This window comes from Hymenobacter segetis, from assembly GCF_054776495.1.
Window position 1 is genome coordinate 110256 of sequence record NZ_BAAHBV010000004.1, and the last position, 23380, is coordinate 133635.

At 60.9% G+C, this 23380-nt stretch carries 22 protein-coding genes; 15 read left to right on the forward strand and 7 right to left on the reverse strand.

Translation table 11 applies throughout. The annotated features are described in order from the left end of the window. Positions 1-4 precede the first annotated feature (4 nt). Positions 5-1258 carry a beta-ketoacyl-ACP synthase II gene (fabF, locus tag ACYU70_RS21340; protein ID WP_342300835.1) on the forward strand — a complete coding sequence of 418 codons (1254 nt, stop codon included), beginning with the start codon at positions 5-7 and terminating at the stop codon, positions 1256-1258. 34 nt (positions 1259-1292) lie between these two features. Here fabF and ACYU70_RS21345 read toward each other — a convergent pair whose 3' ends face one another. Next, a complete protein-coding gene (locus tag ACYU70_RS21345; protein ID WP_342300833.1) occupies positions 1293-1880 on the reverse strand; it encodes a Crp/Fnr family transcriptional regulator in 588 nt (195 codons plus the stop codon). Between the two features lie 15 nt (positions 1881-1895). On the opposite strand from ACYU70_RS21345, the gene ACYU70_RS21350 reads away from it, so the two are divergent. Beyond that, the gene (locus ACYU70_RS21350) at positions 1896-2201 is read left to right on the forward strand and encodes a hypothetical protein (protein ID WP_342300832.1); all 306 of its coding nucleotides are present in this window, start codon (positions 1896-1898) and stop codon (positions 2199-2201) included. Positions 2202-2575: 374 nt separating this feature from the next. Here the strand turns inward: ACYU70_RS21350 and ACYU70_RS21355 are convergent, their stop codons facing one another. Together ACYU70_RS21355 and ACYU70_RS21360 are read right to left on the reverse strand one after the other, a co-directional pair. Continuing rightward, positions 2576-3874 carry a Y-family DNA polymerase gene (locus tag ACYU70_RS21355; protein WP_342300831.1) on the reverse strand — a complete coding sequence of 433 codons (1299 nt, stop codon included), beginning with the start codon at positions 3872-3874 and terminating at the stop codon, positions 2576-2578. Between the two features lie 2 nt (positions 3875-3876). Beyond that, positions 3877-4344, reverse strand: a complete 468-nt coding sequence (locus ACYU70_RS21360; RefSeq protein WP_187455491.1) for a LexA family protein — start codon at positions 4342-4344, stop codon at positions 3877-3879. Positions 4345-4740: 396 nt separating this feature from the next. Here ACYU70_RS21360 and ACYU70_RS21365 point away from each other — a divergent pair, with 396 nt between their 5' ends. The 7 genes from ACYU70_RS21365 to ACYU70_RS21395 all read left to right on the forward strand — a co-directional run bounded on the left by ACYU70_RS21365 (position 4741) and on the right by ACYU70_RS21395 (position 8766). Next, positions 4741-5748: an ArdC family protein gene (locus ACYU70_RS21365; RefSeq protein WP_342300829.1), complete on the forward strand. Its 1008-nt coding sequence runs from the start codon at positions 4741-4743 to the stop codon at positions 5746-5748. 92 nt (positions 5749-5840) lie between these two features. Then, positions 5841-6131 carry a hypothetical protein gene (locus tag ACYU70_RS21370; protein WP_342300828.1) on the forward strand — a complete coding sequence of 97 codons (291 nt, stop codon included), beginning with the start codon at positions 5841-5843 and terminating at the stop codon, positions 6129-6131. A gap of 20 nt (positions 6132-6151) precedes the next feature. Continuing rightward, positions 6152-6487, forward strand: coding sequence for a hypothetical protein (locus ACYU70_RS21375; protein WP_342300827.1), 336 nt, complete (start codon positions 6152-6154; stop codon positions 6485-6487). A 44-nt stretch (positions 6488-6531) separates the two neighbouring features. Continuing rightward, the gene (locus ACYU70_RS21380; RefSeq protein WP_342300825.1) at positions 6532-6936 is read left to right on the forward strand and encodes a hypothetical protein; all 405 of its coding nucleotides are present in this window, start codon (positions 6532-6534) and stop codon (positions 6934-6936) included. A 437-nt stretch (positions 6937-7373) separates the two neighbouring features. Continuing rightward, positions 7374-7976, forward strand: a complete 603-nt coding sequence (locus ACYU70_RS21385; protein WP_342300823.1) for a hypothetical protein — start codon at positions 7374-7376, stop codon at positions 7974-7976. A 77-nt stretch (positions 7977-8053) separates the two neighbouring features. Then, the gene (locus tag ACYU70_RS21390; RefSeq protein WP_342300822.1) at positions 8054-8332 is read left to right on the forward strand and encodes a hypothetical protein; all 279 of its coding nucleotides are present in this window, start codon (positions 8054-8056) and stop codon (positions 8330-8332) included. 131 nt (positions 8333-8463) lie between these two features. Then, complete coding sequence (locus ACYU70_RS21395; protein WP_342300820.1) at positions 8464-8766, forward strand: hypothetical protein; 303 nt, start codon at positions 8464-8466, stop codon at positions 8764-8766. On the opposite strand, the gene ACYU70_RS21400 is transcribed toward ACYU70_RS21395, so the two are convergent. The 3 genes from ACYU70_RS21400 to ACYU70_RS21410 form a co-directional block, all read right to left on the reverse strand. After that, positions 8767-9717, reverse strand: a complete 951-nt coding sequence (locus ACYU70_RS21400; protein WP_342300819.1) for a replication initiation protein — start codon at positions 9715-9717, stop codon at positions 8767-8769. A 907-nt stretch (positions 9718-10624) separates the two neighbouring features. Beyond that, the gene (locus tag ACYU70_RS21405) at positions 10625-11110 is read right to left on the reverse strand and encodes a hypothetical protein (protein ID WP_342301534.1); all 486 of its coding nucleotides are present in this window, start codon (positions 11108-11110) and stop codon (positions 10625-10627) included. Beyond that, positions 11110-11877 carry a ParA family protein gene (locus ACYU70_RS21410; protein WP_342301536.1) on the reverse strand — a complete coding sequence of 256 codons (768 nt, stop codon included), beginning with the start codon at positions 11875-11877 and terminating at the stop codon, positions 11110-11112. Before ACYU70_RS21410 ends, ACYU70_RS21405 begins: the two co-directional genes overlap by 1 nt. 883 nt (positions 11878-12760) lie before the next feature. Between ACYU70_RS21410 and ACYU70_RS21415 the strand changes: the two genes are divergently transcribed. From ACYU70_RS21415 to ACYU70_RS21440, 6 genes are all read left to right on the forward strand, one after another. After that, a complete protein-coding gene (locus ACYU70_RS21415) occupies positions 12761-13276 on the forward strand; it encodes a BfmA/BtgA family mobilization protein (RefSeq protein WP_342301538.1) in 516 nt (171 codons plus the stop codon). 49 nt (positions 13277-13325) lie between these two features. Continuing rightward, a complete protein-coding gene (locus tag ACYU70_RS21420) occupies positions 13326-14360 on the forward strand; it encodes a DUF5712 family protein (RefSeq protein ID WP_342301540.1) in 1035 nt (344 codons plus the stop codon). A 35-nt stretch (positions 14361-14395) separates the two neighbouring features. Further along, positions 14396-16645: a TraM recognition domain-containing protein gene (locus tag ACYU70_RS21425; protein WP_342301542.1), complete on the forward strand. Its 2250-nt coding sequence runs from the start codon at positions 14396-14398 to the stop codon at positions 16643-16645. Between the two features lie 89 nt (positions 16646-16734). After that, on the forward strand, positions 16735-17007 hold the full coding sequence (locus ACYU70_RS21430; protein WP_342301544.1) for an antitoxin VbhA family protein: 273 nt from the start codon (positions 16735-16737) through the stop codon (positions 17005-17007). Next, a complete protein-coding gene (locus tag ACYU70_RS21435) occupies positions 17007-18371 on the forward strand; it encodes a Fic/DOC family protein (protein ID WP_342301545.1) in 1365 nt (454 codons plus the stop codon). The genes ACYU70_RS21430 and ACYU70_RS21435 overlap by 1 nt, the downstream gene beginning before the upstream one ends. A gap of 267 nt (positions 18372-18638) precedes the next feature. Further along, on the forward strand, positions 18639-21500 hold the full coding sequence (locus tag ACYU70_RS21440; protein WP_342301546.1) for a CehA/McbA family metallohydrolase: 2862 nt from the start codon (positions 18639-18641) through the stop codon (positions 21498-21500). A gap of 175 nt (positions 21501-21675) precedes the next feature. On the opposite strand, the gene ACYU70_RS21445 is transcribed toward ACYU70_RS21440, so the two are convergent. Next, on the reverse strand, positions 21676-22974 hold the full coding sequence (locus ACYU70_RS21445; protein ID WP_460616121.1) for a ComEC/Rec2 family competence protein: 1299 nt from the start codon (positions 22972-22974) through the stop codon (positions 21676-21678). Positions 22975-23380 lie beyond the last annotated feature (406 nt).

The window sequence follows — 23380 nt, forward strand, 5'->3', positions numbered from 1 at the left end:
TTGTATGCCTGAACTAAAACGAGTGGTCGTGACGGGCGTGGGTGCCCTCACCCCCATCGGCAACGACGCCCCTTCCTTTGGCCGCGCCTTGGTGGCGGGAGTGAACGGCGTAGGCCCCATCACGCGCTTCGATGCCGCCAAGTTTAAGACCCGCTTCGCCTGCGAGCTGAAAGGGTTTGACCCACTCAATTTCCTCGACCGCAGCGAGGCCCGCAAATACGACCCGTTCACGCAGTATGCCCTGGTAGCCGCCGACGAAGCAATTCGTCACGCCCAACTGGATTTCGACCAGCTGGACCGCACTCGCATCGGCGTTATCTGGGGCTCGGGCATGGGCGGGCTGCAAACGCTGCAGGAGCAGATTTCGGACTTCGCTGGCAGCGACGGCACCCCGCGCTTTAACCCGTTTTTTACGTCCAAAATCATCATTGACATTGCGGCGGGTCTTATTTCCATCAAGTACGGATTGCGCGGTCTGAACTACGCCACCGTTTCGGCGTGCGCTACGTCCACTACTTCGCTGATTGATGCCTTCAACTACATTCGCTGGGGCAAAGCGGACGTGCTGATTTCGGGAGGTTCGGAGGCTGCCATTAACGCCACTGGCATCGGCAGCTACAACGCGACCCGAGCGCTGTCCACGCGCAACAACGACTACGCTACAGCCTCCCGCCCCTTCGATGAAGACCGGGACGGCTTTGTATTGGGCGAGGGTGCCGGGGCGCTGGTGCTGGAAGAATACGAACATGCGCTCCGGCGCGGGGCTCCCATCTTGGCCGAAGTGGTGGGCGGGGGCATGGCCGCCGATGCCTACCACCTCACCGGCACCCACCCCGAGGGCGAAGGGGCCTACCTAAGCATGCAGGCGGCCCTCGATGATGCTGGCCTGCATGCGGCCCAGATTGACTACCTCAATGCCCACGCCACGTCCACTGGCCTGGGGGACGCGAGCGAGGCCAAGGCTATCGAGCGGGTATTTGGGCCCGCGCCTTACCTCCACGTCAGTGCGACCAAGTCAATGACCGGCCATCTGCTCGGGGCTGCCGGGGCCATTGAGGCCATTGCCTGCGTGCACGCGGTACAGAATGACATCGTTCCGCCCACTATCAATACCACCGCGCTGGGCCCGGAATTCATTGGTCGCTTTCCGCTGGCGCTACACCAGCCAGTGTACTTGCCGGTAACCTACGCCATGAGCAACTCCTTTGGCTTCGGCGGGCACACGGCTACCATCATTGTGAAAAAATATACGGCGTAGCGGCAGGCTGGCTTATTGGCGGTCCCACCAGCCGCTAATAATGGGCTTCCTTGGCACTTCCGCGGATGCGGCTAAGCGAGGTATCGGTCACGCCCAAATAAGAGGCAATGTGCTTGAGTGGGGCATACTGCAATACTTCAGGGCTGGCCTTCATGAGCTTTTCGTACCGGGCTGTCGCCGTTTCCCGAATTTGGTCCAGCATTCGTTCCTGCATGCTGGCCAGCGTCCGCACAAGCACCGACCGGCCGAACTCCCGAAACTCCGGCCGCGCATGGAACAGTGCATTGAACTGCTGGTGCGTAACCAACCAGCCCGAACACTCGGTCAGGGCTTGCATGTATTGTTGAGAAGGCGTTCGATTGAAGAAAGAAGATGCCTCAAAGGCAATCTGCCCGCCCGAATAAAAACCAGTAGTGACTTCGTTTCCTTCGGTATCGTACACAAATGCCCGTAATAACCCGCTGTCTAGGAATAAATAGGCATCGCTGACGCTGTCGGCGTGCAACAAAAAGTCACTTTTGTGAAGCATGCGATGGGTAAAACTCTCAGCAATATCGCTAGCCTGCGATGCGTTGATAAAGCCGGCACGCTGTAGAAACTCCACTAATTTTTCCTTGGCCATGAATGCTGGTAATGAATGAGAACGAAGCCAGCAGCAGCTTTTTTCATCTATCTCGCAAACTACACAGTTTGCATCAAACGTGCTGGCGATATTATACAGCAACCGATGTTTGCATCCTTGGTCAGTAAAGAAGTAAGTATTGAGGTGTCAAGTTATCCCAGACGGAATTCCAATCAAAGCGAACTATTTGAGCTCCTAGCTGGTGTTAAAAAAGGTGCGCCTTTCTGCAACCCCATCCCCTACTGGCTGCGCGAGGCAACACAACTGATTTTGATGGGTCAAGAAGTGGGTTCTGAAAGTTTTTGGCTGGTTGCTTTATGAGCTATGGTTTCTGAACCACATAACGCACAATTAACTACGCCCGCGTCTTGAATACTGCAAGTAACCAGCGGCAAGTCCAAACGCGACTTTTGGACCAACCTTTTAACCAAGGCCAGCTATTTGCTGAACGCGGCTCGGCTGGACGAACGGCCTTCTGCCTAACGGGTACGCCCGGGCCGGGCATGGTGCTCAGTTCCGGCGTTGTTGCAGCACATTGCGCTCTGCCAATGAAGGCCACCGGCTCCGCCTAATACCGGGACGTCATCGACCGTGGCAGGGCCAACGGGCTGTTTACGAAGCTGAAGCAGGCCCAAAAGCACCGGCTGTCGCCACCATGTTGGCGGAAAGCGGCGCACTACTGACCCGGCTCGCGCCTACCCCACCAACAGTAAATCTTCCAGCCGGGTGGTGTACTGCGGCGTGCGCCACTGCGCCTGCCCTTCCCATGGCGCCCGCAAGTGGCCGGCAGGCAACACCAGGGAGGCGAGCTTCACGGTGCCTTTGCCAAAGCGGCGGTTCAGTGCATCGAGCTCGGCCATTAGCCGGCTCCGCTTTTCGGAAACCGGCCCGGCTTCAAACAGCGTCAGCTGGGTTTGCCCTTCCGGCTCCAGGCCGTCGAGAATCACGCCCGCTTTGGTGTAGCGGGTGCCCGGCTGCCAGAGGCGCTTGAGCGCCGCCCGCGCAAACCGGACCAGTTCCATGGTGTCGTTAGTGGCCACGGGCAGGGTCAATACCGCCGAGCTGGAGTACGGCGGCGCTTCCAGCCCGTAGCGGCTCTTGCTCAGGAAAACCGTGATGAGGTGGGCCGCGTCGCCCTGCCGGCGCAGCTTCTCGGCCGCCCGCGAGGCAAATGCGCTGACCGCGCCGGTGACATCGGGAAACTCCGTCAGCGGCCGCCCAAAGGTGCGCGAGCAGCACAGGCTGCGACGGGAAAGCGTGCCGTCCTCACTCGGGGCCAGGCCCTGGCAGGGGAGGCCCTGCAACTCGCGCACCAGCCGGCCGCCCACCACCCCGCCCAGGTGCTTGCGCGCAAAGGCCTCGGAGCAGCCGGCCAGCCCCGCCGCGGTGGTGATGTTGGCTGCGTAGAGCTTCTGGGCGTACTGCCTCCCGATGCCCCACACGTCCTCTACCGCCACCTGCTCCAGGGCCCAGCGGCGGCGCTCGGCCGTGTCGAGGTGGCACACCCCGCCCAGGGCCGGGTTCTTCTTGGCCAGGCGGTTGGCGAGCTTGGCCAGCGTTTTGGTGGGCGCGATGCCCACGCAGGTGGGAATGCCGGTGCGGGCCAGCACGTTGGCGCGGACGTCACGGGCGAACGTATCCAGGCTGTCCACCACGAAGGGCTCCATGCCGTGCAGGTCCAGAAAGGCCTCATCGATGGAGTACACTTCCACCGCCGGCGTTACCTGGCTCAGGTACCACATCACCCGGCGCGACATGTCGCCATAAAGGGCGTAGTTGCTGGAGAACACGGCCACGTGGTGCTGCTCCAGCAGAGGCTTGACTTGAAAATACGGGTCGCCCATCTGCAGGCCCAGGGCCTTGGCTTCGGCCGAGCGGGAAATGATGCAGCCGTCGTTGTTGGAAAGGACTACGACGGGCCGGCCGTCGAGCCGGGGCTGGAAGACCCGCTCGCAGGACACGTAGAAGTTGTTGGCGTCGACTAAGGCATACATGGCTAGTCGCGGGTGCGCAGCAAAGCCGCCAGTTTACCGGGAATTAATTCGTGGAGCACGTGGGTGACCACCCCCCAGATGCGCACGTCGCCGGCGTCGCGAATCTCCCAAGGCTGGTAGTCGGGGTTTTCCGGCTTGAGCCACCAGGTGCCGTGCACGCAGACCAGGCGCTTGACAGTGCACTCCCCGTCCACAACGGCCACCACGATGTGGTTGTGGTCGGCTTCCAGCTGCTTGTCCACGGCCAGCAGGTCGCCTTCGTGAATCTCGGCGTTTTTCATGCTCTCCCCGCTCACCCGCACCAGGTACGTGGCGTCCGGGTGACGCAGCAGCAGGCGGTTTAAATCGAAGAGCTCATCGGTATAGTCAGATGCCGGCGAGGGAAAGCCGGCGGATACCGAACAGCTGAAAAGCGGGAGTAAAAACGGGGTCTGGGAGTCATGGACGGGGATTAGTTCGACGTTGCGCATGGGTGGTATGGAGTAGGCGTACCCACAATAATACGCGCTACTAATAAAATTAGTAACAAGAAAGCTAAAAATAGTAGTCAATCCTGGCGCCAGGTCAGGCCTGATGGGCCGTGCGCAACCGTCACCAGCCCGCCACACCCCGAGGCCAGCCTGCCCAAAAACAGGCCCGCGCCGGGGCACTCTTCGCTTATAAAAAGTGGTTTTTCAACTCCTCAGCCTTGAAGCTGACCAGTTGAAAGGAGTGACTGATTTAACCCGGTCCCGGAGGGGGCAGTAGGGAAAGAAAGTCTAATAAAAAGAGCAAAAAGATATATAATAAGAAGCAAAAAATAAACTATCAGGTGACTATTTGCGTTTAATAGGTATAACAAACGCCCACAAAAACAGCGCTTTATTATGAAAAAGACCCGCAAGCCATCCACCTGCCAAGCTGCCGCTGCTACCTCTCCCCGCCCCGATGTGTACCAGATTGTAACCGACCGGATAGTGGCCGCACTGGAAGGCGGCGTGATTCCGTGGCGCAAGCCGTGGAATGCGGTCTACGGCCTGCCCCGCAACTACGCGACCGGCGCGGCTTACTCGGGCATCAATGCCTTTCTGCTGCACTTCAGCGGCGCGCTGCCCTTTTTCCTGACCTTCAAGCAGGCGCTGGCCTTGGGCGGCAACGTGCGCAAGGGCGCCAAGGGGCACCCGGTCGTGTACTACAACGTGTCGGTGCGCGAGAACGAGCAAACCGGCAAAGAGGAAAAGCTGCCCTTTCTGAAGTACTACACCGTGTTTTCGGTAGAGGACGTTGAAGGCATCGAGTTTAACCTGCCCGCCGTGGAGCGCCACGACCACACGCCCATAGCGGCGGCCGAAGCCATTGTGTGCCGCTGGGAAGGACGCCCCGCCATCGAGCACCGGCACCAGCGCGCTTACTACTCCCCGTCGCTGGATATTGTGAATATGCCCGAGCGGGCTACTTTCACCACGGGCGAAGGCTACTACGCTACGCTGTTTCACGAGCTAACCCACAGCACCGGCCACGCTTCCCGGCTTGACCGCCCGGACCTGATCGCCGGCGAAGGCAAGCTTTCGGCCAGCTACGCCCGCGAGGAGTTGACGGCGGAGATGGGCGCTTCCTTCCTGTGCGCGGCCGCCGGCCTCGATACCGCGCAGACCGAAGAGAATGCCGTGGCCTATATCCAGACGTGGCTGGAGCGGCTCAAAAACGATAAAAAGCTGGTGCTGCAAGCCGCCAGCAAGGCCCAGCGCGCCGCCAAGCTGATTCTGGGAGTCGAAGAAGAGGGCGAATCAGTGCCCGCCCCCGCTCCGGCCCGGGTGCTGGAATTCGCGCTGGCCGAGGACGAGGTCAGCCAGCAGTACCGGGACGCCGAGCTCAGCTGGCTGGCCGCTGCCTGAGTTTCCCCGCGGGCAGTCGCTTCCGGCGGCTGACCCTAAGGCCGGCCCTTTACCTCCTCATCACTTCCCCCTCATCACTTCCCCACCGTCCCATGAATGCAGCCGAAGCCCCCGTTTTCGGGGACCCCGATTGGAACCAGTACCGCGCCCGGGTTGCCGCCGCGCTGACCGACGTGGAAGCCGACATGCAGCAGCGCGGCTACGGCCTCAACAACGAAGGCCTGACGCTGGAAGTGGCCGGGCGCCTGCAGCTGGGCCTGGCCACGACGGATGATTTTCAGGTCCTCGAAGCCCTGGTGAAGGCCTTGCGGCCCATTGCGCGCGAGGCGGTTCGCACCACCCGCGAAAACCAGGGTGGCCAGTATAGCCTGCTTTTGCTTTAAACTTTATCACGACCCTCACGATGAATACTCCCCACCAGCTAACCATTGGCGACGCCGTGCTTTATCCCCGCGAGCAGGCCGTGGGCCTCATCTACGAGGTGTACGAGCGGGGCCCGGATGAGCGGCCGGGGGTGCAGGTGCTGCTCAGCCGGGGCGGCCGCGACCTGAGCGGCTTCAGTGCCGGGGAGGCTGACCAGTGCCTGCACCCCCTGGGCGGCCCTACCGGGTTCGCCTACGAATTCACCCAGGTCGGCCAACTGCACGCCGACTACCACGGCGGCCGGTTTGCCCAGGCTTTTGCTACGGCCCGGCTGCTGGCCGGCTTCCGGGACATTCGCTACCTGCACGCGCGCTGAGTAGCACCGGCGCTTTGGCTTCCCTCCACCCCTACCCTACTCTCATGACGCAGTCCCTCAAATCCGTTCCCTTAGCTAATCCCTTCCCGCCCCAGCAGGCCTACCTGGCCATTGAGCAGAAACCCGCTGATGCTGCCGAAAAGCGCCGCCTGGAGGCCTTGCGCCGGCACGTGCAGGCCCACACCCACACCACCGATTTGCGCGGGCTGGCGGGGGCAGTGAAGAAATTGCTCGGCACCGGCTACGAGGTCGGCTGCGGCAGTGCCCACGTCTGGGTGTTGCGCGCCGGCGAAACCGAGCGCCTGGCCATCGTGGCCGACCGACTGACGACTGCTTACCGGGATTGGTTTGAGCCCTCGCTGGGGCAGACGCCCGCAACCAGCCGGAGCCCGAACCGGCGCCTGGGGATTCCAGGGGCACCACTGGCGCCGGCCGTCGGCCCAGCCTGAGGGCGGGCCCCTGCAAAGGCGGCTGATTTGGCTGGAGCAGCAGAAAACCGTTTCATTTGGCTTATAAAACCTATTAATTCGGCCGGTCCACGCCACATTTTGCGGAGCTGGTGCGGCAGGCAGCCCACTAGCAGCTCCCGCGCTTCCCGGACCGCCACGCTGTCGAGCAGGCAATTGCCCAAGCCGAGCGCATGCCCCTGCCGCTGATGGCCCGGCAGGCAAGCATGTTTGCCGTGGACTAACTGCTTTCCATTCCGGGCGCAACAGTCGAGCCAGGCTGTTGCGCTTTTTGGGGTCTTGTGCGCGCTGGGCAGTGGGGCAAAGAAGAGCGGATGAAAAGAGCAAAATGATATAAAATAAATGGCAAAAAGAGAACTACAGACCGCGTTAAATCGTTTATAATACAGAAGCAACCAGCAATAAATCAGCTCTGTATTATGGAAAAGGCCCCTCGCTCAACTCGCCCGCAAGCCCTGCTCTTTAGTCTGCACAACACGGAACTGGTAAAGCCCGAGGGAGCCAACTTCCCCCTGCCTCCCCGCCTGTTCCTGCGCACCCGCGCCGGTCAGCCCACCCAGATTGTGGCTCTGTGTGGCACTACCGGCAACCTCTTCCCCACCACGACCTACGACCGCAGCCCGCTGCAGGTAGTGGGCGCGCGGGAATACCCTTCGCGGGAGGCGCTGGGGGAATACTTCCGGAGCCAGTACGCCGCGATGCTCCCCGCCGAGGGCGCGGCCATGCTGCTGGGCGTGGACGGCAGCGTGCGCGAGGTGCGTCCGGAGAAGGGCCGCAAAACCTTTCAGCTAACCCAGCTTTGCGCGGCGCTGGAGGCGGATTACATCGACGTGCATTGCCCGCAGCACGGGCCCTACGATGGGTATATCCTCGTTTTTGACGACGAGGGCAAAGACCGCCGCCGGCCCATCAACCCACTGGCCACGGCCGCCTGGTTTGAGACCTACCCGCTCGACCAGTACTCCCCCGTGGACGTGGTGGCCGGCCCGGTGCTGCTGATGAAATCCAACATGATGCGCTAACCCCGCCCGCGCTCAGCCGCTCCGCCAGGACCCGGGGCGGCTGAACTCGCGCCTGGTATCACTTTATCCGCTCACTCATGCCCGCATCATCCCAGTTGCCCCAGACTCCGGAAATGGAGGCACTCCGCGCCGAGCTGCGCTGCATTTTGCAGCACCCCGCCATTACCCCGGCCCGCCGGCAATCCGCCGAGCAGCATATCAGCGGATGCACGGCAGCGGGGCAGCTGTGGAAGTGGCTGGCGCTGGCCGTAGCCGAGTGCGCAAGCTGGGAAGAGCAGACCCTGGCCACGGAAGCAGCCCAGGGCTGCAGTTGCAACCGGTTGCCGCTCCAGAGCCAGCACCTGTGTCAGTGGTAGGGGCCATTAGCGGGGCCATTGCAAAAGCCCCGCCGGCTTGATTTTCTAAAAACCGGCAAGCTGGTTTTTCAGGTACGACGTAAAGCCTATACCTTACGCGCTTTATTCTGTGCCTTTTTCAGCTTTTTCTGATGTCCAAAGTTGCTGCCCCAACCGTCGCTTTTACCGAGCCGCTGACCAGTCCGCCCCGGGTACACTACCCCGGCACCTTGGCGGAATTGCTCGAAGTAGCCGGCACCCGCAAGCGCATCGTGGAGGCCTGGGGAGTGTCGGCCCGTACCTACGACACCCGCAAGCGTAGCCCCGGCACCTGCACGGTGGGCGAGCTGCAGCAGCTGGCGCGGGTGCTACAGGTGTCCGAGGAGGAGTTGTTCGCCGTGGTGCGGGCCGAAGCGGCTGCTGCCAACACCCGGCAGGTGGAAGCCAAGGGCTGATTATCGCAGGCCGCAGATTTTCAAGAAAAGACCGCCGGGGTTCTTGGTCGCCTTCACCTTGTCGGTTTTGAGCTGGTAGGTAAACTTAAACAGCTGGTCCAGGTGCTTGGGGTCGCCGAGGATGGTGGCCACCAGCTGGGGCTGGGTGATGCCCAGTGCTTCCAGGCTTTGCCGGGCCGCGTTGGCCCGGGCATCCTCCGAAGGCTGCTCGAAGGGAATGGGCAACTGCTGGGGCTGCTGGCGGGCAATGGTGAAGCGCACCGCGTCGTAGGCCCGCCCCTTCTTGACCAGCTCGTAGTTAATCTTCAGGTCGGTGTGCTCGGTGACCTGGCGCACGGCGATGTCGAGCACCCGGGCCTTGAGCTGGCTGATGTTCTGAAACAGTTCCGGCTCCTTTCCTTTGGGGTCCTTCAGGTGCAGCATCTGCTTGAACTCGTCCAGCGGGTAAGTGCGCGTCGAAGCCTTGTCCTTCCACTGGCTCACGAGCTGGTAGATGCGCTTGGCGTACTTGCTGCTCAGTTTCAGGGCCGAGTGCAGCTGGTAGGAGGTGAAGTTTTCCTTAAGGTTGAACAGGAAGGGCCGGATGGGCGCCGCCAGCTGAATCTGCAGGCAGCCCTTGCCCTTGATGTATTCCACCCGCTGAAACATCCACAGCTGCTGGTACGTGCGCTCGTTTTCCACCTCGAACATGCGCGAGCCCATATCCGCTGTCGCTTCGCGCAACTGCTGGTAATTCCACTGCCGCCCGGTCAGGGCCTCCACATCCTTCACGTAGATGGTGTACTCCTGGTCCGCCGTATCATCCCGGCGCAGCCGGGAGAGCAAGTAGAAGAAGATGTCCAGCTGGCACGCGGTGTAGTCGTAGCGGGCCTGGGTGATGGCGTTGTGCTGGCGAACGACCGGAACCGGAGCTGGTTCCACAAGCACAACGGCAGTATCTTCAGGCTTCATAGACTAGGACATAAGGCGGTGGGAATAAAGCAAAGATAATGAGCCGGTAGCTAAAAAACCACAGTGGTAGTTGGGCGTGGTTTTTAGCTTATAAAACGTGGTGGATAGACTTATAAAACGTGAGAGTTCACTTATAAAACGTGGTAATAAAAGGTATAAAACGTGGTTTTTCGCTTATAAAAAGTGGTTTTATACCATTATATGCTATTGATTGTCAGGTACTTCTGAGCCCTACAAATAGACAAGGATTAACAAATAAACTCACAAAGGTTGTTGATACCCATTCGGAATAGCTTTTAGAGTGGTGGTCCAAACCACGGGCCAGAACAAACAAGAAAACAACAAAAAAAGCAAAAGGACCCAACGAGCACGGGGATTGCACTTTTCCAAGCGGAACCTGTACGTTACCCGCTTAAAACCACGTTTTATAAGTGGCTGCAGCAGCTATTGAATCTCAGGCTACCTGGAGTCTTGCACCACTTTTTATAAGCCATTCCGGATTTTTTCAGCCCGCAAACGAGTCCTACTAACTTCTTGCTAACTTATGAATAACAATGAATTACCACGTTTTATAAGCCACTTGGGGTGTTGCCACGGCAAACTAGCACGTTTTATAAGCGAAACCCCAACTCAAGAACCGCAGTACACTCACGCTTTTGCCTGTCTGGAATGCCCTTTCAAGGCTGCAGAGCAAGATTAGCAGCTTATTCGGCCATTGGTAACGACACCCCTGCCACCTTACTTCGGGAAGAAGGATGGGGAACAAAACTTATAAAATGTGAGAGATGGATAATGCCAGCGGCTGCGTAGCAACTGGCGCGTCGGCAAGGCCCGCCATCATTGCCTAAAGCAAAAGCAGCCCCCGAAGAGGCTGCTTTTGCTGTTGCTGCAACCAAGTGCCCCTCCCCTACTTGGCGGGCGGCAGCTTGCCGGCTTTACGCAGGTAAGCGTCGTAGTGCCGGTGGGCAGCTTCCAGGTAATTCTTGATGGTCGTGGGCGTGTCCGGGCCGGGCGTGGCCAGCAGCAGGCTCATCTTAATCTCCTGCACCACGGATTTGGCGATTTGGACCGTGTGCAGCGGCACTTCGCCCTCCGGCGCTGGCGCCGCTGCCGCGGCGGGCTTACGGCCCCGGGTAGAGGCCCGGACCGGTGCAGCAGCCGAAGCCACCGGAGCAACAGGGACTGGCGCTGGGGCTGGTTCCGCAACGGGGGCGGGTGCCGGGGCCGCCGGAGCTGCTACCGCAGTCGGCGCCGCGATAGGCTCTACTGCTGCGGGCGGCGCCGTAGCCGTGCGGGTGGCCTCCCCTCCCATCCCGGCCCGGGCCTGCTGGCGGGCTTCTTCGGGCACTTCAATGCGGCGGCGCGGGGTGATTTGTGGTTTCTCGAAGCCCATTATTTCGCGGAGGTTGAAGCGGTGGATACGGAAGCGGCAGCTGCGGCACGGCGGTCAGGCAGGCCCAGGCGCTCGATGAGCTCCTCGCACACGCGGCGGATTTCGTCACTGGTGTCCTTGGTGCCGCCGGCGTAGCGCGCCCAGGCCGGGTTGAGCAGGCTATAGAGCGTCGAAGCCCGGGTGTAGGCCTTGCGGTGGCCCAGGGAGGAGTTGAAGCGCGAGAGGCCCAGTCCGTCGATGTAGTCGTCCATCTCCTTCTCCTCCCGCTGCCCCGCCACGCGCTTGGTGGGCAGGCCGTAGTACTGGAAGTCAATCTGCGCGTCGTCGGCCGCCTTCTTGATGGCCTCCAGGATGGTCATGAACTCGGCCGTGGAGGCCCGGTCCAGGTAATCCGACACCAGAGGTACAATCACCGCGTCGCAGGCCGTCAGGGCGTTGAACACGTCGTCGCCGTCGGCGCGGCCCGGCACGTCAATGATAATCAGGTCGTAGTTGTGCTCGGGGTTGTCGATGAAGTCGAAAATCCGGCTCAGCTGCCAGGGGTACACGTCGTAGGGATACTGCGCGTCGGGGTTGGTTTCGCGCAGCCGGGCGAAGTTGGCCGCGTCCACCTGCTCACGGGTCTTGACGATACTCTGCTGGTAGTCGCAGTCCAGGACGGCGATGCGCAGGCCGTACTCGGTCGCCAGCGGGGCGGCGAGCACGAGGGCTAGGGTGGATTTACCGGAGCCCCCCTTCTGGGTGGCAAAGCTGATAACCTTGGACATAGTTGGTGCGGGGTTGAGGGCGTGAGTAGAGGCCGGTCACGACGACCAGCGGGACGGTGAGCCAAAAGTAATAGAAAAGCAGAAACACAGAACCACGCTTTTGCTGAAAAGCAGAAATATTATTGCGCAAGAACACAGAAAAGCAATTCTGTTAATCAGTCATTCAGTATAAATACAAAACAACAGAAAAACAGAAACGCAAAATAGTATTAAACCAGATTAACAGAAGTGTCGTTCTGCAAAACTGTGCGGCTGCAGAATGGCAAATCTGCAGGCAGCGCCAGCCGGTGGGGCCTTTCATGACAACAGAAATGCAGAAAAACAGAATTGCATAAAAGCAGAATGTGCAAGCCCGACCTGCGCAGCTTTCTTGCTTGTGGAGCTATAGAAGAACAGAACAACAGAAAAGCAGAACGTCATTGGTACCGTCGCGGTACTGCTGGTGTATTTAGTTTTCCTATAGCAACAGAAATACAGAATTGCAGAACTACAGGAAGTAGGCGCCGAATTGAAAAACCCACTGGTTGGCTCTGGAAAGCTATTTGGAAGCCCTGAGCTAGCGCCAAATCACTATGCGTGGCCAGCTGCCGAAACCCCAAGCAGCGGTCCAATCCGCTAACCACAGAGCACGATAGAACAGGGCGGTAGGGAAAAAAGCGCCAGCTGCTAACACGGCGATGCAAAGCTGCGTACTAGCTTATAACTAACTTTTTGCTAACCATAGAATAGTCTCAGCAAGAAGAACACCCCAATCCAACGGCTAATGCCTTAGTCTTGAGTATTTTATAAATCAGCAGAGCTGATTTACGGGCCATGGCAAGGTAAGTGGCTGATTCAAAGCATGAAAAATTGCCCACAAGGCCGCTAAAATAGAAATAACACGATGAGCACGGAGCTACGCAAGCGGGTCACCCTGGACAACAACACCCACCGGAAAGCTGAGGCGGCCGCGGCGGAAGTCGGCGCCAGCCTGGGCGTGTACGCCAGTGCGGCGGTGGAATACTTTGCCACCCGAGGCCTGGACCCGCGCGAGACGGAGGCTCGTGAGGGGCAGCTCATCATGCAACAGATAAAGAAGCTTGGGGACCGGGTATTTGGGTTTATGCAGGAGCAGGAGCGCACATTGCTCACGGCCATGCTGGAGGAAATGCTGCGCACGCGCATCACGCTGGAGCGGGTGCTGCGCCTGAATGAAATCCTGGTGGGCAACCTCAACGCACAGCTGGAAACGCTCAGCGAGCCACAACTGCAACGGCAGCAGCAGGCCCTGCAGCTGCTGCGGCAGCGCAACGAGGAAGCAGTCGAAAAGCAGGTAAAAGCAGCTTTGGAAGCGGCCCGAAATGCGGGGCCAGGTAAGCGCAGCAAGCCGGATGAAGTACCGGCAGGGCAGGGGCAATAAAGCGAAAAAGCAACTACGATACGCCAATAAAATACCGGTCTACCTTAAGATGTACGTCAAATTAATCAACCCCAAAACGCACGGCAAAGCCGCGTATACCAACACCGGCAGCAGCGCGCAGACGCTCCAGTACCTGCAGCACGAAGCAGTAGGGGAGGGGCAGGAAGCCACGTTTTTCAGCGCCGATGCCAACGAGTTAAACGCCGCAGAAGTGCGACAGGCCATCGATACCAACGTGAAAGGCCTGCGGGCCAGCGAGGCTAAATTTTACTCCCTGGTGCTGAGCCCGAGCGAGCAGGAGCTGGCCCACATCGGCAGCGACCCCGAGAAGCTCAAGGCCTACACGCGGGCAGTGATGCAGCAGTACGCGCAGAACTTTACCCTGCCCGGCGGCCGCCAACTGAGCAGCCAGGACATCGTGTGGGGCGCCGTGCTGCACCAGGACCGCACCTACCGGGGCACGGACCCCGAAGTGCTGGCCGGCACGGCCAAAGCCGGGGAGAAGCGAACTGGGCTGCAGGCCCACGTGCACGTCATTGTTAGTGCCCGCGACGCGGAGCAGAAGCTAACCCTTAATCCCGGCGGGCGCCGGCAGCGGTTTGATTTGATGCGCTGGCAGGCCGCGGCCGGCCGGCAGTTCGAGCGGCAGTTTGGCTACGTGGCCCAGGAGCATGAGAAGCTACGGCCCCAGGCTACCCGGCAGCGGGACACCACCCACGACGCGGGTCGGCTGGATAAGATTGCCGGGCGCGTGGCACGCATCAACCTGCTGGTGCCCCATGAGCAGCACCTGGCCTCGGACACGGTGCAGGGCATTGCCGTGGCCCGGGAGTTTGACAAGACCTTCTACCGGATGCTGGCTAGAGTAGAAGAGCGGGCCCGCGACGGCCGACCCATCGACAACGCCCTGCAGCTGCTCAGTACGGGGCGGGAGCAGGCGGCTACCCCACAGCGCCAGGCTGCCACTGCTCTGCACGCGGTGCAGCATCTGGTACGTCACGCCCAAAACGCGAAGGACGAGCGCACCGAGCACGTGGCCGAGAAGCCCGGGCGCCACAGCGCGGAGCTCGACATCGAAATGTAAGCCTACCAGCAAACTGCTCCTTTTCCTCATCCCCTATGACCAGTTTACCCCCTCGACCGGCGGCTCAGTCCCAATCCATCGGCTTGCTCATCGGCCTGCTGCTACTAGCCTTGCTGGCCGGCGAATGGTACGTGCTGCAGCACCCCGCAGAGCTGGCGACGGCCCGGGCTACTCAGCACCAGGCCATGCAGGCTCCCAAGCTAACCCCCGGCCAGCGCCTGGCGGCCCGAATGGCCGTCATTAACCAGCAACGGGCTGAAGCTCGCCGGGCCCGGCTGCAGCGGCAGGCGGCGCCGGTAGTAGGCCAGCCCGCCGCTGAAATGGCCACGGCCACGAGCCGGGCCGGCGACCAGGTGGTGAGTAGGGGAGGGGCGGCCGCGCTGAGTGTCGCCACCGCCGGGCAGGGATTTAAAGGCAGGCTGCTGGTCAAGGCAGGTAGGTTCTATTACGCGGCCGGCGGGTACCTGCGCGGGCTGGTGCTGCTCCTGGCCGGAGTGCTGGTATTTGTGCTGCCCGCACCCGAGCGCAAACCCGGCGGCCCGGCCCGGCGCAAGCCGCTGCGGCCCCAAGCCGTGCGCGTCGTCGTGGCCAGCTGCGCGGGGCTGTTTCTGCTTAGCGCCTACGGGCTGCTGACCATGGCTTCCTACCAGCCGGGCTTTATCCGGATGGGCTACCCCGTCGCGGTGAGTGTGGCGCTGGCCAGCGGCTTTGTGGTAGGGCTGCTGCGGGCCGCGACCAAGAGCCCGGAGTTTGGGCTGAGCGTGGAGCGTAAGAAGCTGGAGACGCCGGACGGATTCAACCTGCCCACGGAAGGGGGCGGTTGGGTGAACGTGCCCAACCCCTACCGCGGCGTGCTGGTGCTCGGCGGCGCCGGGGCGGGTAAGACTTATTCCATTGGTGAACCGCTCATCGAGCAGCTGGCGGCCAAGAACTTTGCCGGGCTCATCTACGACTTCAAGTTTCCAGTGCTGGCCGAAACGGCGCAGAAGGCGTTGGAGCTGGCCGGGCGCCGGCAGAGCCCGCCGCGGCTGCTGCCCAACAGAGAGCCCGAGCCGGCGGTGGTGCTGCACGTAATCAACTTCCGCGACCTGACCCGCAGCGAGCGGGTGAACCCGCTGCGGGCCGAGGACATGCCGGTGGTGGCGTTTGCTGAGGAGTACTCGCGGGCCATCATCAACAACCTCAACCCGGCCAGCATCCGCAAGATGGAGTTCTTCGACATCAGCGCCGTGGCTTACCTGACGGGCATCATCTGGTTTTACAAAAAGCACTTTCCCTGCTACTGCACCATTCCCCACGTGGTGGCCACGGCCATCCACAAGGACTTCAAGCACGTGCTCTCGATGCTGGAAACTGACCCCGAGTGCGCCGGCATGGTGCGCAGCATCGTGACGGCCGTGGAGCAGCGGGCCGAGAAGCAGGTGGCCGCCGTGGTGGGCACGCTGCAGGTGATTCTCAACCGCATCAACTCCCCAGAAATTGTCTGGGTGCTCACCCCCGATGAGGCGAAAGGGGAGGGGTTCTCGCTGAATCTGAACGACCCGAAGCAGCCGGCACTGCTCTGCATCGGCAACGACCCCACGCTCAAGGAAACCTTCTCGCCGGTGGTCAGCTGCATCATCACGGTGGCCATCAAGCTCATGAACCAGCAGCACAAGCACCGCAGCTACGTGTTCCTCGACGAGGCCGCCACGGTGTACGTGCCGGGGCTGGAGCTGCTGCCGGCCACGGCCCGCAGCAACAAGGTGGCCACCATCTACATGACCCAGGACCTGGCGCAAATGACCGACGCCTATGGCCCTGAGAAGATGAAGGTTATGGTCAGCAACCTCAACAACCAGTTTTTCGGCAAGGTCAACTCGCTCGACACGGCCAAGTTCATTTCCGAGCTCGTGGGCCGCGAGGACAAGCAGATGCACAGCACCAGCACCGGCAAGAGCCAGGGCGGGGCCGGCAGCCACGGCAGCCACAGCTCCAACCTGAGCACCAGCTACCAGGAGCGCAACCTGGTGCGGGTGCAGGATGCCATCGGCCTGCAACAGGGCGAGTTTATCGGCCAGACGGTGGAAACTGAGCGCACCTTCTTCCAGGGCGTCATCTCCCGGGCCGATGCTACCCAGGAGCGTTTTCCGCTGCACCCGGTGGCCACGTTCGGGACCGGCGAAGAGGACAGCGCCGCCGCGTTGTCGACGGTGGTGCAGGAGAACTACCGGCAGGTCAGCCAGCAGGTAAAAGAAACACTCGCCCTGCATGTAAATACCTTAGCAGGAGGCACAAAGAAATGAGGTGGATTAGCCTCAGAAAGCCTGTAAAAAGCGACGTTTAGGCCCTTTTTGCTGTTAAGTAAGTACCCATCATCCATACTTAAAACCTTATGATGAAGAGCTTTTTCACGCCCGCCCCGGCCGGCCTGACTCCCGAACAGTTCGCTAACCGCCAGGAGCGGGAACGGCACGCTAACAACTCCATTGCCATCCTGATGAGCAACGGCCCCGCGCCCAGCCCGGAGGCCCTGGCCATCATGCAGCGGCACGTGGACGGAGAGATAAGCATCGAGGAGGCCATTGAGCTCACCGACGCCATGCTGCTGGCCCGCTACCGGCCGGCAGCCGGGTTTGCTACCTCCGAGCCTAACTCCGCGCGCTGATGGTAGCCGGCGACCGATTCAGCGACGAGAACGGAGTGCGGATAAACCGGCTGGGCATTACCGACCCCCAGCAGCTGGCGCAGGCCGAAACCGACTCCTCACTGCTGCGCCTGCAGCGGCTCAATATACAGGGCGGCATTCCAGGTGGGCGCTACGACCACGCCCACCTCAAGCAGGTGCACCAGAAGCTCTTTGAGGGAGTCTACCAGTGGGCCGGCGAAACCCGGGCCGACCGGGAGTTTCAGGGGCATAAGCCCACCTACGTCACGGGCTTAAAAGAAACGATGACCTACGCGCCCTATAAGGAGATTGAGCTGCGCCTGAACGCCATCGGTGAGCAGCTGGGCAAGGAGAATAACCTGAAGGGGCTGTCGGAAGAGAAGTTTGCCGAGCGCGCCGCCTACTACCTCGACCAGTACAATCACACCCACGCTTTTCGGGATGGCAACGGGCGCACGCTGCAGGCCACGTTTGTGCAACTGGGCAAGGAGGCCGGCTACCAGGTCGACTTTGCCCGCATTGACCCGGCCACGCTCAACCGGGCCCGCGACCTGGCCATGGTGCGGTCGCATGCGCCTCAGGAAGCGGAGAAGAACTTGCGGGCACTGAAAGCCATGTTTGAGCAGGTGATTAGCCCGGCGCCTGGAATCGAAGCCAAAAAGCTGCGTGACCCCAGCCAGGCGCGTCCGCTGGCGGCCTTATCTCCAGAGATGAAAGCCTTCGATGCCCGGCGGGAGCTGGAGGTGACGGGCTACCGGGTGATGGACATTGTCGCTAATATGCCCGGGGCCGGTAATTTTGAAAAGGGCGTAGCGGTGGGGAAGGGGGTAGAGGCGACCAACCTGAATCCAGCGGCTATCCAGACCCACATAGGGCAGTTTCAGCAGGCGGCGGAGAAGATTATCAAGCATCCAGCTCTGCAGGGCCCCGATGCCAAGCTGGACCAGACAGATGCTAAGCGGTTTCGTACAGCGGCCGAGCAGGTTCAGGCAATCACGGCAGCCAAAGAAGCAGCGACTGGTGCGCAACAGCCGCTGCCCCCAACTCACGCTCAGGCTCAGGCCATTTTTAAGGAAGCTGCTGCTCATGTGGCGCCGGTCCTGCGCGAACACGGGAAGGGATTGGATGCAGACCGACTGCAGGAGGTGGCCAAGCACGTGGAACGCACGCCGTTTATTGGCGGGTTGAATCGAGAGAACGTCGGCAGGTCCATCGACGCAGCAGGTAAGCTTCCGGTACTGAATGGCAGCCGGCATCTGGACGAACTGAAAAACGCGGTGGGGATTATGGTAAATGCACCTGAAATGCAGAAGCAAATTAGCGCTGATGATAGCCGGGCTGCCGGCCAAGAAGTAGAACGATAATCAAGCTTAACCAACATTAATGCTCCTTATCCACTTGACGCAATGACTGCTTATCGGCCCAGTCTTCCGGCGAAACGAGGGACTGCATGAACTCATTGTACCCCATATCCAACTGGGTGCTGCTTATGTTGGATTGAGCGGATACGGCACTCTCGGCCTTTCTCACTACCCTAAGCCATTGCCAAAGCAAGAGCAGCGTCTATTACTGCCCAAAGGTTCGTCGGGCACGTATGGGAGTAAATTGGCTGTCCATTCCCCCTCCCCGTTATGATTACATCGCTTACCCTTCGCCGTTGGCTGGTTAGTGGCCTGTCGCTGCTGGCACCGACTACTGTTTTGGCGCAGACCCAGGCCCCCACCTTGCTGGATGATTTTAACCGGCCGGACAGCCCCACGGTGGGTGCGGGCTGGCTGGAAACTGAAACCACGGCCGGCACCGGTGCGGCCATTGTGAGTAACCAGCTTAAGCTGAGCAGCGGCGTGCTGGGCAAGGACTACGTGTCGCGCGACGTGTCCAGCCGCTACAGCCCGGTGCTGCGCCAAAACGCGGACCAGCTGACCTGGCTCTTCAACATGCAGCAGTCGCGGCCCAATCCGTCGGGGTTCGGGCCCAATAACTACGGGGTGGCCTTCGTGCTGGCCGGCAGCGCGGCGGACTTTACCACCGGCAACGGCTACGCGGTGGTCTACGGCAATTCGGGCGCGCCCGATAGCCTGAAGCTGGTGCGCTACACCGGCGGGCTGACCGGGCCCGCGACCCTGCGTACGCTGGCCGCCGTGAGCGTGCCGGCAGCGACCGGGGCATTGACGGGACCGGCGCACACGGTGCGGGTGCTCTACGCCCCGGACGAGGACAACTGGACGCTGGAAGTGAGCGCCAACACGGCCACGTTTGACGACCCCACGACGGCCACGTTCGTGCGCATCGGCGTGCGCAAGGACTCCGCCCTGGCCACCACGTCGCTGCCCTGGGTGGGCTGCTTCTGGAACCATGCCACCACGGCCACGGAGAATGCCGTGTTTGACAACATCTACGTGACGGCACCGTGTACGCTGGGGCCCGAACCGACGCAGGCCGCCACGTCCCCCGTGGCCGCCAACCTGACCACCACGGGTGCCACGCTGAGCTGGGCGGCGGGCAACGGCACCGGGCGAATCGTGGTCGTGCGGCCCGCCAGCGTCGCGGCGGCCGCGCCCACCGACGGGAGCGTGTACAACGGCAACGCAGCCTTCGGCAGTGGTTCAGCACTGGGCACCGGCCGGTACGTGGTGTATGCTGGGACGGGCACGACGGTTACCGTGACCAACCTGCAGCCCAACACGCCCTATGCCTACCAGGTCTACGAGCTGCTCGGCACGGGCTGCACGACCAATTACCTGCCGGCCACACCGGCCAGCGGCACCTTCACCACGGCCCCGTGTGTGCTGGCCGCCTTCCCCACCCAGAACCCAACCGCGGCCACGGCCGTCGCGGCCGGCCGCACCGCCGCCACCTTCGGCTGGACGCCCGGCAGCGGGGCCAACCACCTGGTGGTAGTGCGGCCCCGCTCCTCGGCCCTGGCCCTGCCCGCCGCCGGCACCGGCTACACGGCCAGCGCGGCGTACGGCGGGGGCAGCGCGCTCGGCAGCGGCTACGTGGTCTACGCCGGCACCGGGGCCACGAGCGTGACGGTGACCAACCTGCTGCCCGGCACGACCTACTCCGTGGAGGTCTTCACCTACAACGGCACGGGCTGCTCGGCGGCCTACACCACGTCCTTTTTCGCCAATACCACCTACACCGTGCCGGTCCCGCCGGTGGGCACGCTGCTGCCCTTCCGGGGCAACATCCACGCGCACAGCAGTTACTCGGACGGCAACCAGGACGGGCTGGCCGTGACGCCCCTGCAGGACTTTCAGTACGCGGCGGCCTCGCTGCACTCGGACTTCCTGGGCATCTCGGAGCACAACCACAGCCAGGCCGGCATGAGCCTGCCCAACTATGCCCGCGGCCTGCAGCAGGCCACGCAGGCCACCACGGCCAGCTTCGTCGCCCTTTACGGCATGGAGTGGGGCGTCATCAGCGGCGGCGGCCACGTCGTGGTCTACGGCGTGAATCAGCTGCTGGGCTGGGAGCCGGGCAACTACGACGTGTTCGTGGCCAAGAACGACTACCAGGGCCTGTTCCGCGAAATCAACCGGCGGCCGGGCGCCTTTGCCACCCTGGCCCACCCGCAGCGCGGCGACTACGGCAACCTGGCCGGCAGCGCGGCCTTTAGTCCGCGGGCCGACTCGGCCATCGTGGGCACGGTGCTGCGCTCGGGCCCGGCCACCTCGACCAACATCACCTATACCAACCCCTCGCGGGGCAGCTACACGAGCACCTTCACGGCGCTTTTGGCCAAGGGCTACCACGTGGGCATCAGCCTCGACCACGACAACCACAACACGACGTTTTTGCGCACCACGCCGGCCCGCCTGGTGGTTCTGGCCCCCGCGCTAACGCCCGCCGACCTCATGGACGCGCTGCGTCAGCGTCACTTCTATGCCTCGGATGACTGGAATGCCGAAGCCACGTTTACGCTCAACAACCAACCCATGGGCTCCATCTTTGCGGAGCAGGGCCCGGCCTCGATTACCGCGAGCGTGAGCGATGCCGACAACGAGCCCGTCACCTCGCTGCGCCTGCTGCGCGGCGTACCCGGCAGCGGCGCGGCACCCGTGGTGGTGGCCACCGCGGCGGCTGGGGCCACGGCCCTGAGCTACGTGGACCCGTTGGCCATCAATGCCACTGCGTACTACTACGCCGTCATCTCCCAGGCCGACGGGGACAGCCTGGTCACGTCCCCCATCTGGTACACCCGGCGCATCGTCACGGCCACCACGCCCGAGGCGGAGGCACTGGCGTTGGCCATTTTCCCGAATCCTACGGCGGGGACCGCAACGCTGTCCTACTTCCTGCCGGCTGGCAGCGTGGTGCGAGTGGAAGTAATTGACGCAGTGGGACGGCGAGTGGTGAGCTTAGTCAACGGAGAGCGACAATTAGCTGGGCCGCATACGTTGGTTGTGCCGGCGCTAGGGCCCGGACTGTACCACATGCGGCTTATCCATGAGAGCGGTACTGCCTACCGCAAGCTGCTGGTGGAGTAAGCGCAGCCGGTCGTTAGCTGAACCCCCGAATTAAGAAGTTGGCTTGTATTCCAATGAAAAAGGACCTTGGCCCATGGCTGGGGTCCTTTTTTTTAATGCCATTGAAGAGTAGTTCGCCAGCATCAGCCGATGCGTTTACCCTCCTTGGTTCCTGCACAGGGTGGCTGCAGCGTCACTACTTGACTTGATAGGAATCCCAGAGGTCTGCGGTGGTGGTAGCTTCTTTCATATGGGCCATGAAAATACGCTGCCCATCGCAGCGCAGATTAATCATCCCGTACAGCAAAGTGCTCTTCTCCAAGTTGGTGGAGCGGGCTAATTCCGTGGAAAATACTAGCGGGCGCGCACTCCGGCTGTATTTGCCCGCGCAACCAACGGCATCGGCCCGTGGATGAGAATACGATTCATTGTCTCCCGAGGAAATAACGGTGGCCAGCGGACTAATCAAGTCCATGAAGCTTTCCGAGAACTCGGAAGAACCGTGGTGGCAGCTTTTGGCAACGTCCACCCGGAAGGGGTTATTTGGTGAAAAGGAATCCATCAAGTGCACTTCTGCTTGGGTGTTCAAGTCCCCGCCCAGCAGAACAGAACAGGTGCCAAATTCCAACTTTAAAACCAAGCTGTGCCCATTTACGGTGTGCGAATCATCCACCAGCCAGCGATGCTCCCAGGTCCCATTATTGTCCTCACAGACGGGTCCCAGGACCGTAAGGCGTAAGGGCTTATTTTCAATGGTTTCTTCCAATAGAATCGTGTCATCGTGCCGCAAGCGCTTCACAGCATCGAGGCGTCCTTCCAAGTGCGCCTTTTCCAAGGCTGTAATGAACCGGACAAACATTGCCTGCAGCCCGCCGGCGTCCCGCAACTGCAGCAGGTCGGCTAACGAATCAAAATTCGTTTTCAGACACTCTACCCCCGCGGCCGATGTATATTTTTCGCCCAAGCCGCAATTGAAAGGGGGATGGTAGCCCGTTTTGGATTTAGAGCATTTGCCGATGCCATTGTGATACACTGTACCAAAGGTAAAGCGGGTGTCGGCGAGCAACTCGGTAAAGCCGTTGTAGTGGTCTTCATCGAAATGACTGACAAAGAGTGCGTCTAGATGCACAGAAATGCCTTTATTGAGCAAGTGCTTATACTGCCACTTGACCAGATAGGACTTCATGTGGGCATCGGGACCCGCGTCGACCAGGAAACGACGGGTACCCACTTCGATGAGGGCTCCATCCCCTTGGCCCACGTCGAGGAAAAAGATTTTTAGGCCCATTTCATCGGTCGTATCCGCTGCCCGCATCCAACCCGTTTTGCCCATGGACCGGACGTTATAAAAACCGCCAATGGCGGCCGGCTGAAGCAGGGTCAGGTAGGAGCCCATCAACAGCCGGTTTACAATCTTGGAAGGCTGGCCACCGGCTACCGTGGGGTCGCCGTAAAAGGGCGCTTCGTTGTTGCGAACGTACAGGTGTTCAGTCATAGCAAAGTATGGATAGTAACCAAATGAGCATTAACCGGAAAGTGCCGCTGGCCTCGACGACGTCAGTAACCACAAAGCTTATGTGAGCAATTATATATAAATTTCTGTTTAATTCATAATTCCCCGTAATTACAGCGGTGCTATTTGCCGAGCTTGTGCAGCAACAGTACCTGCGGAACAGGTCAGTAACTTCACGGGCACCCTTATAAAAGCCATAGTCCACCCCAAAGCAGTCGCAGGCATCGCGACATAGGTCATAGCTTTTGCGCACAGTCCATTGGAGGAAAGGAGGTATTCGAAAAACCCTCTGCTATAAGACCTCGATAACCTGCGTTTTTGGGGCCTTTGGCGTGTCATCGGAATCCATTCGGGAAATAGTAGTTTAAGGAACGATTGCTTCGTTGAA

What these genes read in the sequence shown, in the direction of transcription:
- ACYU70_RS21415 (WP_342301538.1), top strand. Translation starts at nt 12,761, where the DNA reads ATGAGCACGGAGCTACGCAAGCGGGTCACCCTGGACAACAACACCCAC.
- ACYU70_RS21390 (WP_342300822.1), top strand. Translation starts at nt 8,054, where the DNA reads ATGCCCGCATCATCCCAGTTGCCCCAGACTCCGGAAATGGAGGCACTC.
- ACYU70_RS21430 (WP_342301544.1), top strand. Translation starts at nt 16,735, where the DNA reads ATGATGAAGAGCTTTTTCACGCCCGCCCCGGCCGGCCTGACTCCCGAA.
- ACYU70_RS21410 (WP_342301536.1), bottom strand. Translation starts at nt 11,877, where the DNA reads ATGTCCAAGGTTATCAGCTTTGCCACCCAGAAGGGGGGCTCCGGTAAA.
- ACYU70_RS21375 (WP_342300827.1), top strand. Translation starts at nt 6,152, where the DNA reads ATGAATACTCCCCACCAGCTAACCATTGGCGACGCCGTGCTTTATCCC.
- ACYU70_RS21425 (WP_342301542.1), top strand. Translation starts at nt 14,396, where the DNA reads ATGACCAGTTTACCCCCTCGACCGGCGGCTCAGTCCCAATCCATCGGC.
- ACYU70_RS21440 (WP_342301546.1), top strand. Translation starts at nt 18,639, where the DNA reads ATGATTACATCGCTTACCCTTCGCCGTTGGCTGGTTAGTGGCCTGTCG.
- ACYU70_RS21345 (WP_342300833.1), bottom strand. Translation starts at nt 1,880, where the DNA reads ATGGCCAAGGAAAAATTAGTGGAGTTTCTACAGCGTGCCGGCTTTATC.
- ACYU70_RS21380 (WP_342300825.1), top strand. Translation starts at nt 6,532, where the DNA reads ATGACGCAGTCCCTCAAATCCGTTCCCTTAGCTAATCCCTTCCCGCCC.
- ACYU70_RS21355 (WP_342300831.1), bottom strand. Translation starts at nt 3,874, where the DNA reads ATGTATGCCTTAGTCGACGCCAACAACTTCTACGTGTCCTGCGAGCGG.
- ACYU70_RS21385 (WP_342300823.1), top strand. Translation starts at nt 7,374, where the DNA reads ATGGAAAAGGCCCCTCGCTCAACTCGCCCGCAAGCCCTGCTCTTTAGT.
- ACYU70_RS21400 (WP_342300819.1), bottom strand. Translation starts at nt 9,717, where the DNA reads ATGAAGCCTGAAGATACTGCCGTTGTGCTTGTGGAACCAGCTCCGGTT.
- fabF (WP_342300835.1), top strand. Translation starts at nt 5, where the DNA reads ATGCCTGAACTAAAACGAGTGGTCGTGACGGGCGTGGGTGCCCTCACC.
- ACYU70_RS21365 (WP_342300829.1), top strand. Translation starts at nt 4,741, where the DNA reads ATGAAAAAGACCCGCAAGCCATCCACCTGCCAAGCTGCCGCTGCTACC.
- ACYU70_RS21420 (WP_342301540.1), top strand. Translation starts at nt 13,326, where the DNA reads ATGTACGTCAAATTAATCAACCCCAAAACGCACGGCAAAGCCGCGTAT.
- ACYU70_RS21350 (WP_342300832.1), top strand. Translation starts at nt 1,896, where the DNA reads ATGAGAACGAAGCCAGCAGCAGCTTTTTTCATCTATCTCGCAAACTAC.
- ACYU70_RS21370 (WP_342300828.1), top strand. Translation starts at nt 5,841, where the DNA reads ATGAATGCAGCCGAAGCCCCCGTTTTCGGGGACCCCGATTGGAACCAG.
- ACYU70_RS21435 (WP_342301545.1), top strand. Translation starts at nt 17,007, where the DNA reads ATGGTAGCCGGCGACCGATTCAGCGACGAGAACGGAGTGCGGATAAAC.
- ACYU70_RS21445 (WP_460616121.1), bottom strand. Translation starts at nt 22,974, where the DNA reads ATGACTGAACACCTGTACGTTCGCAACAACGAAGCGCCCTTTTACGGC.
- ACYU70_RS21360 (WP_187455491.1), bottom strand. Translation starts at nt 4,344, where the DNA reads ATGCGCAACGTCGAACTAATCCCCGTCCATGACTCCCAGACCCCGTTT.
- ACYU70_RS21395 (WP_342300820.1), top strand. Translation starts at nt 8,464, where the DNA reads ATGTCCAAAGTTGCTGCCCCAACCGTCGCTTTTACCGAGCCGCTGACC.
- ACYU70_RS21405 (WP_342301534.1), bottom strand. Translation starts at nt 11,110, where the DNA reads ATGGGCTTCGAGAAACCACAAATCACCCCGCGCCGCCGCATTGAAGTG.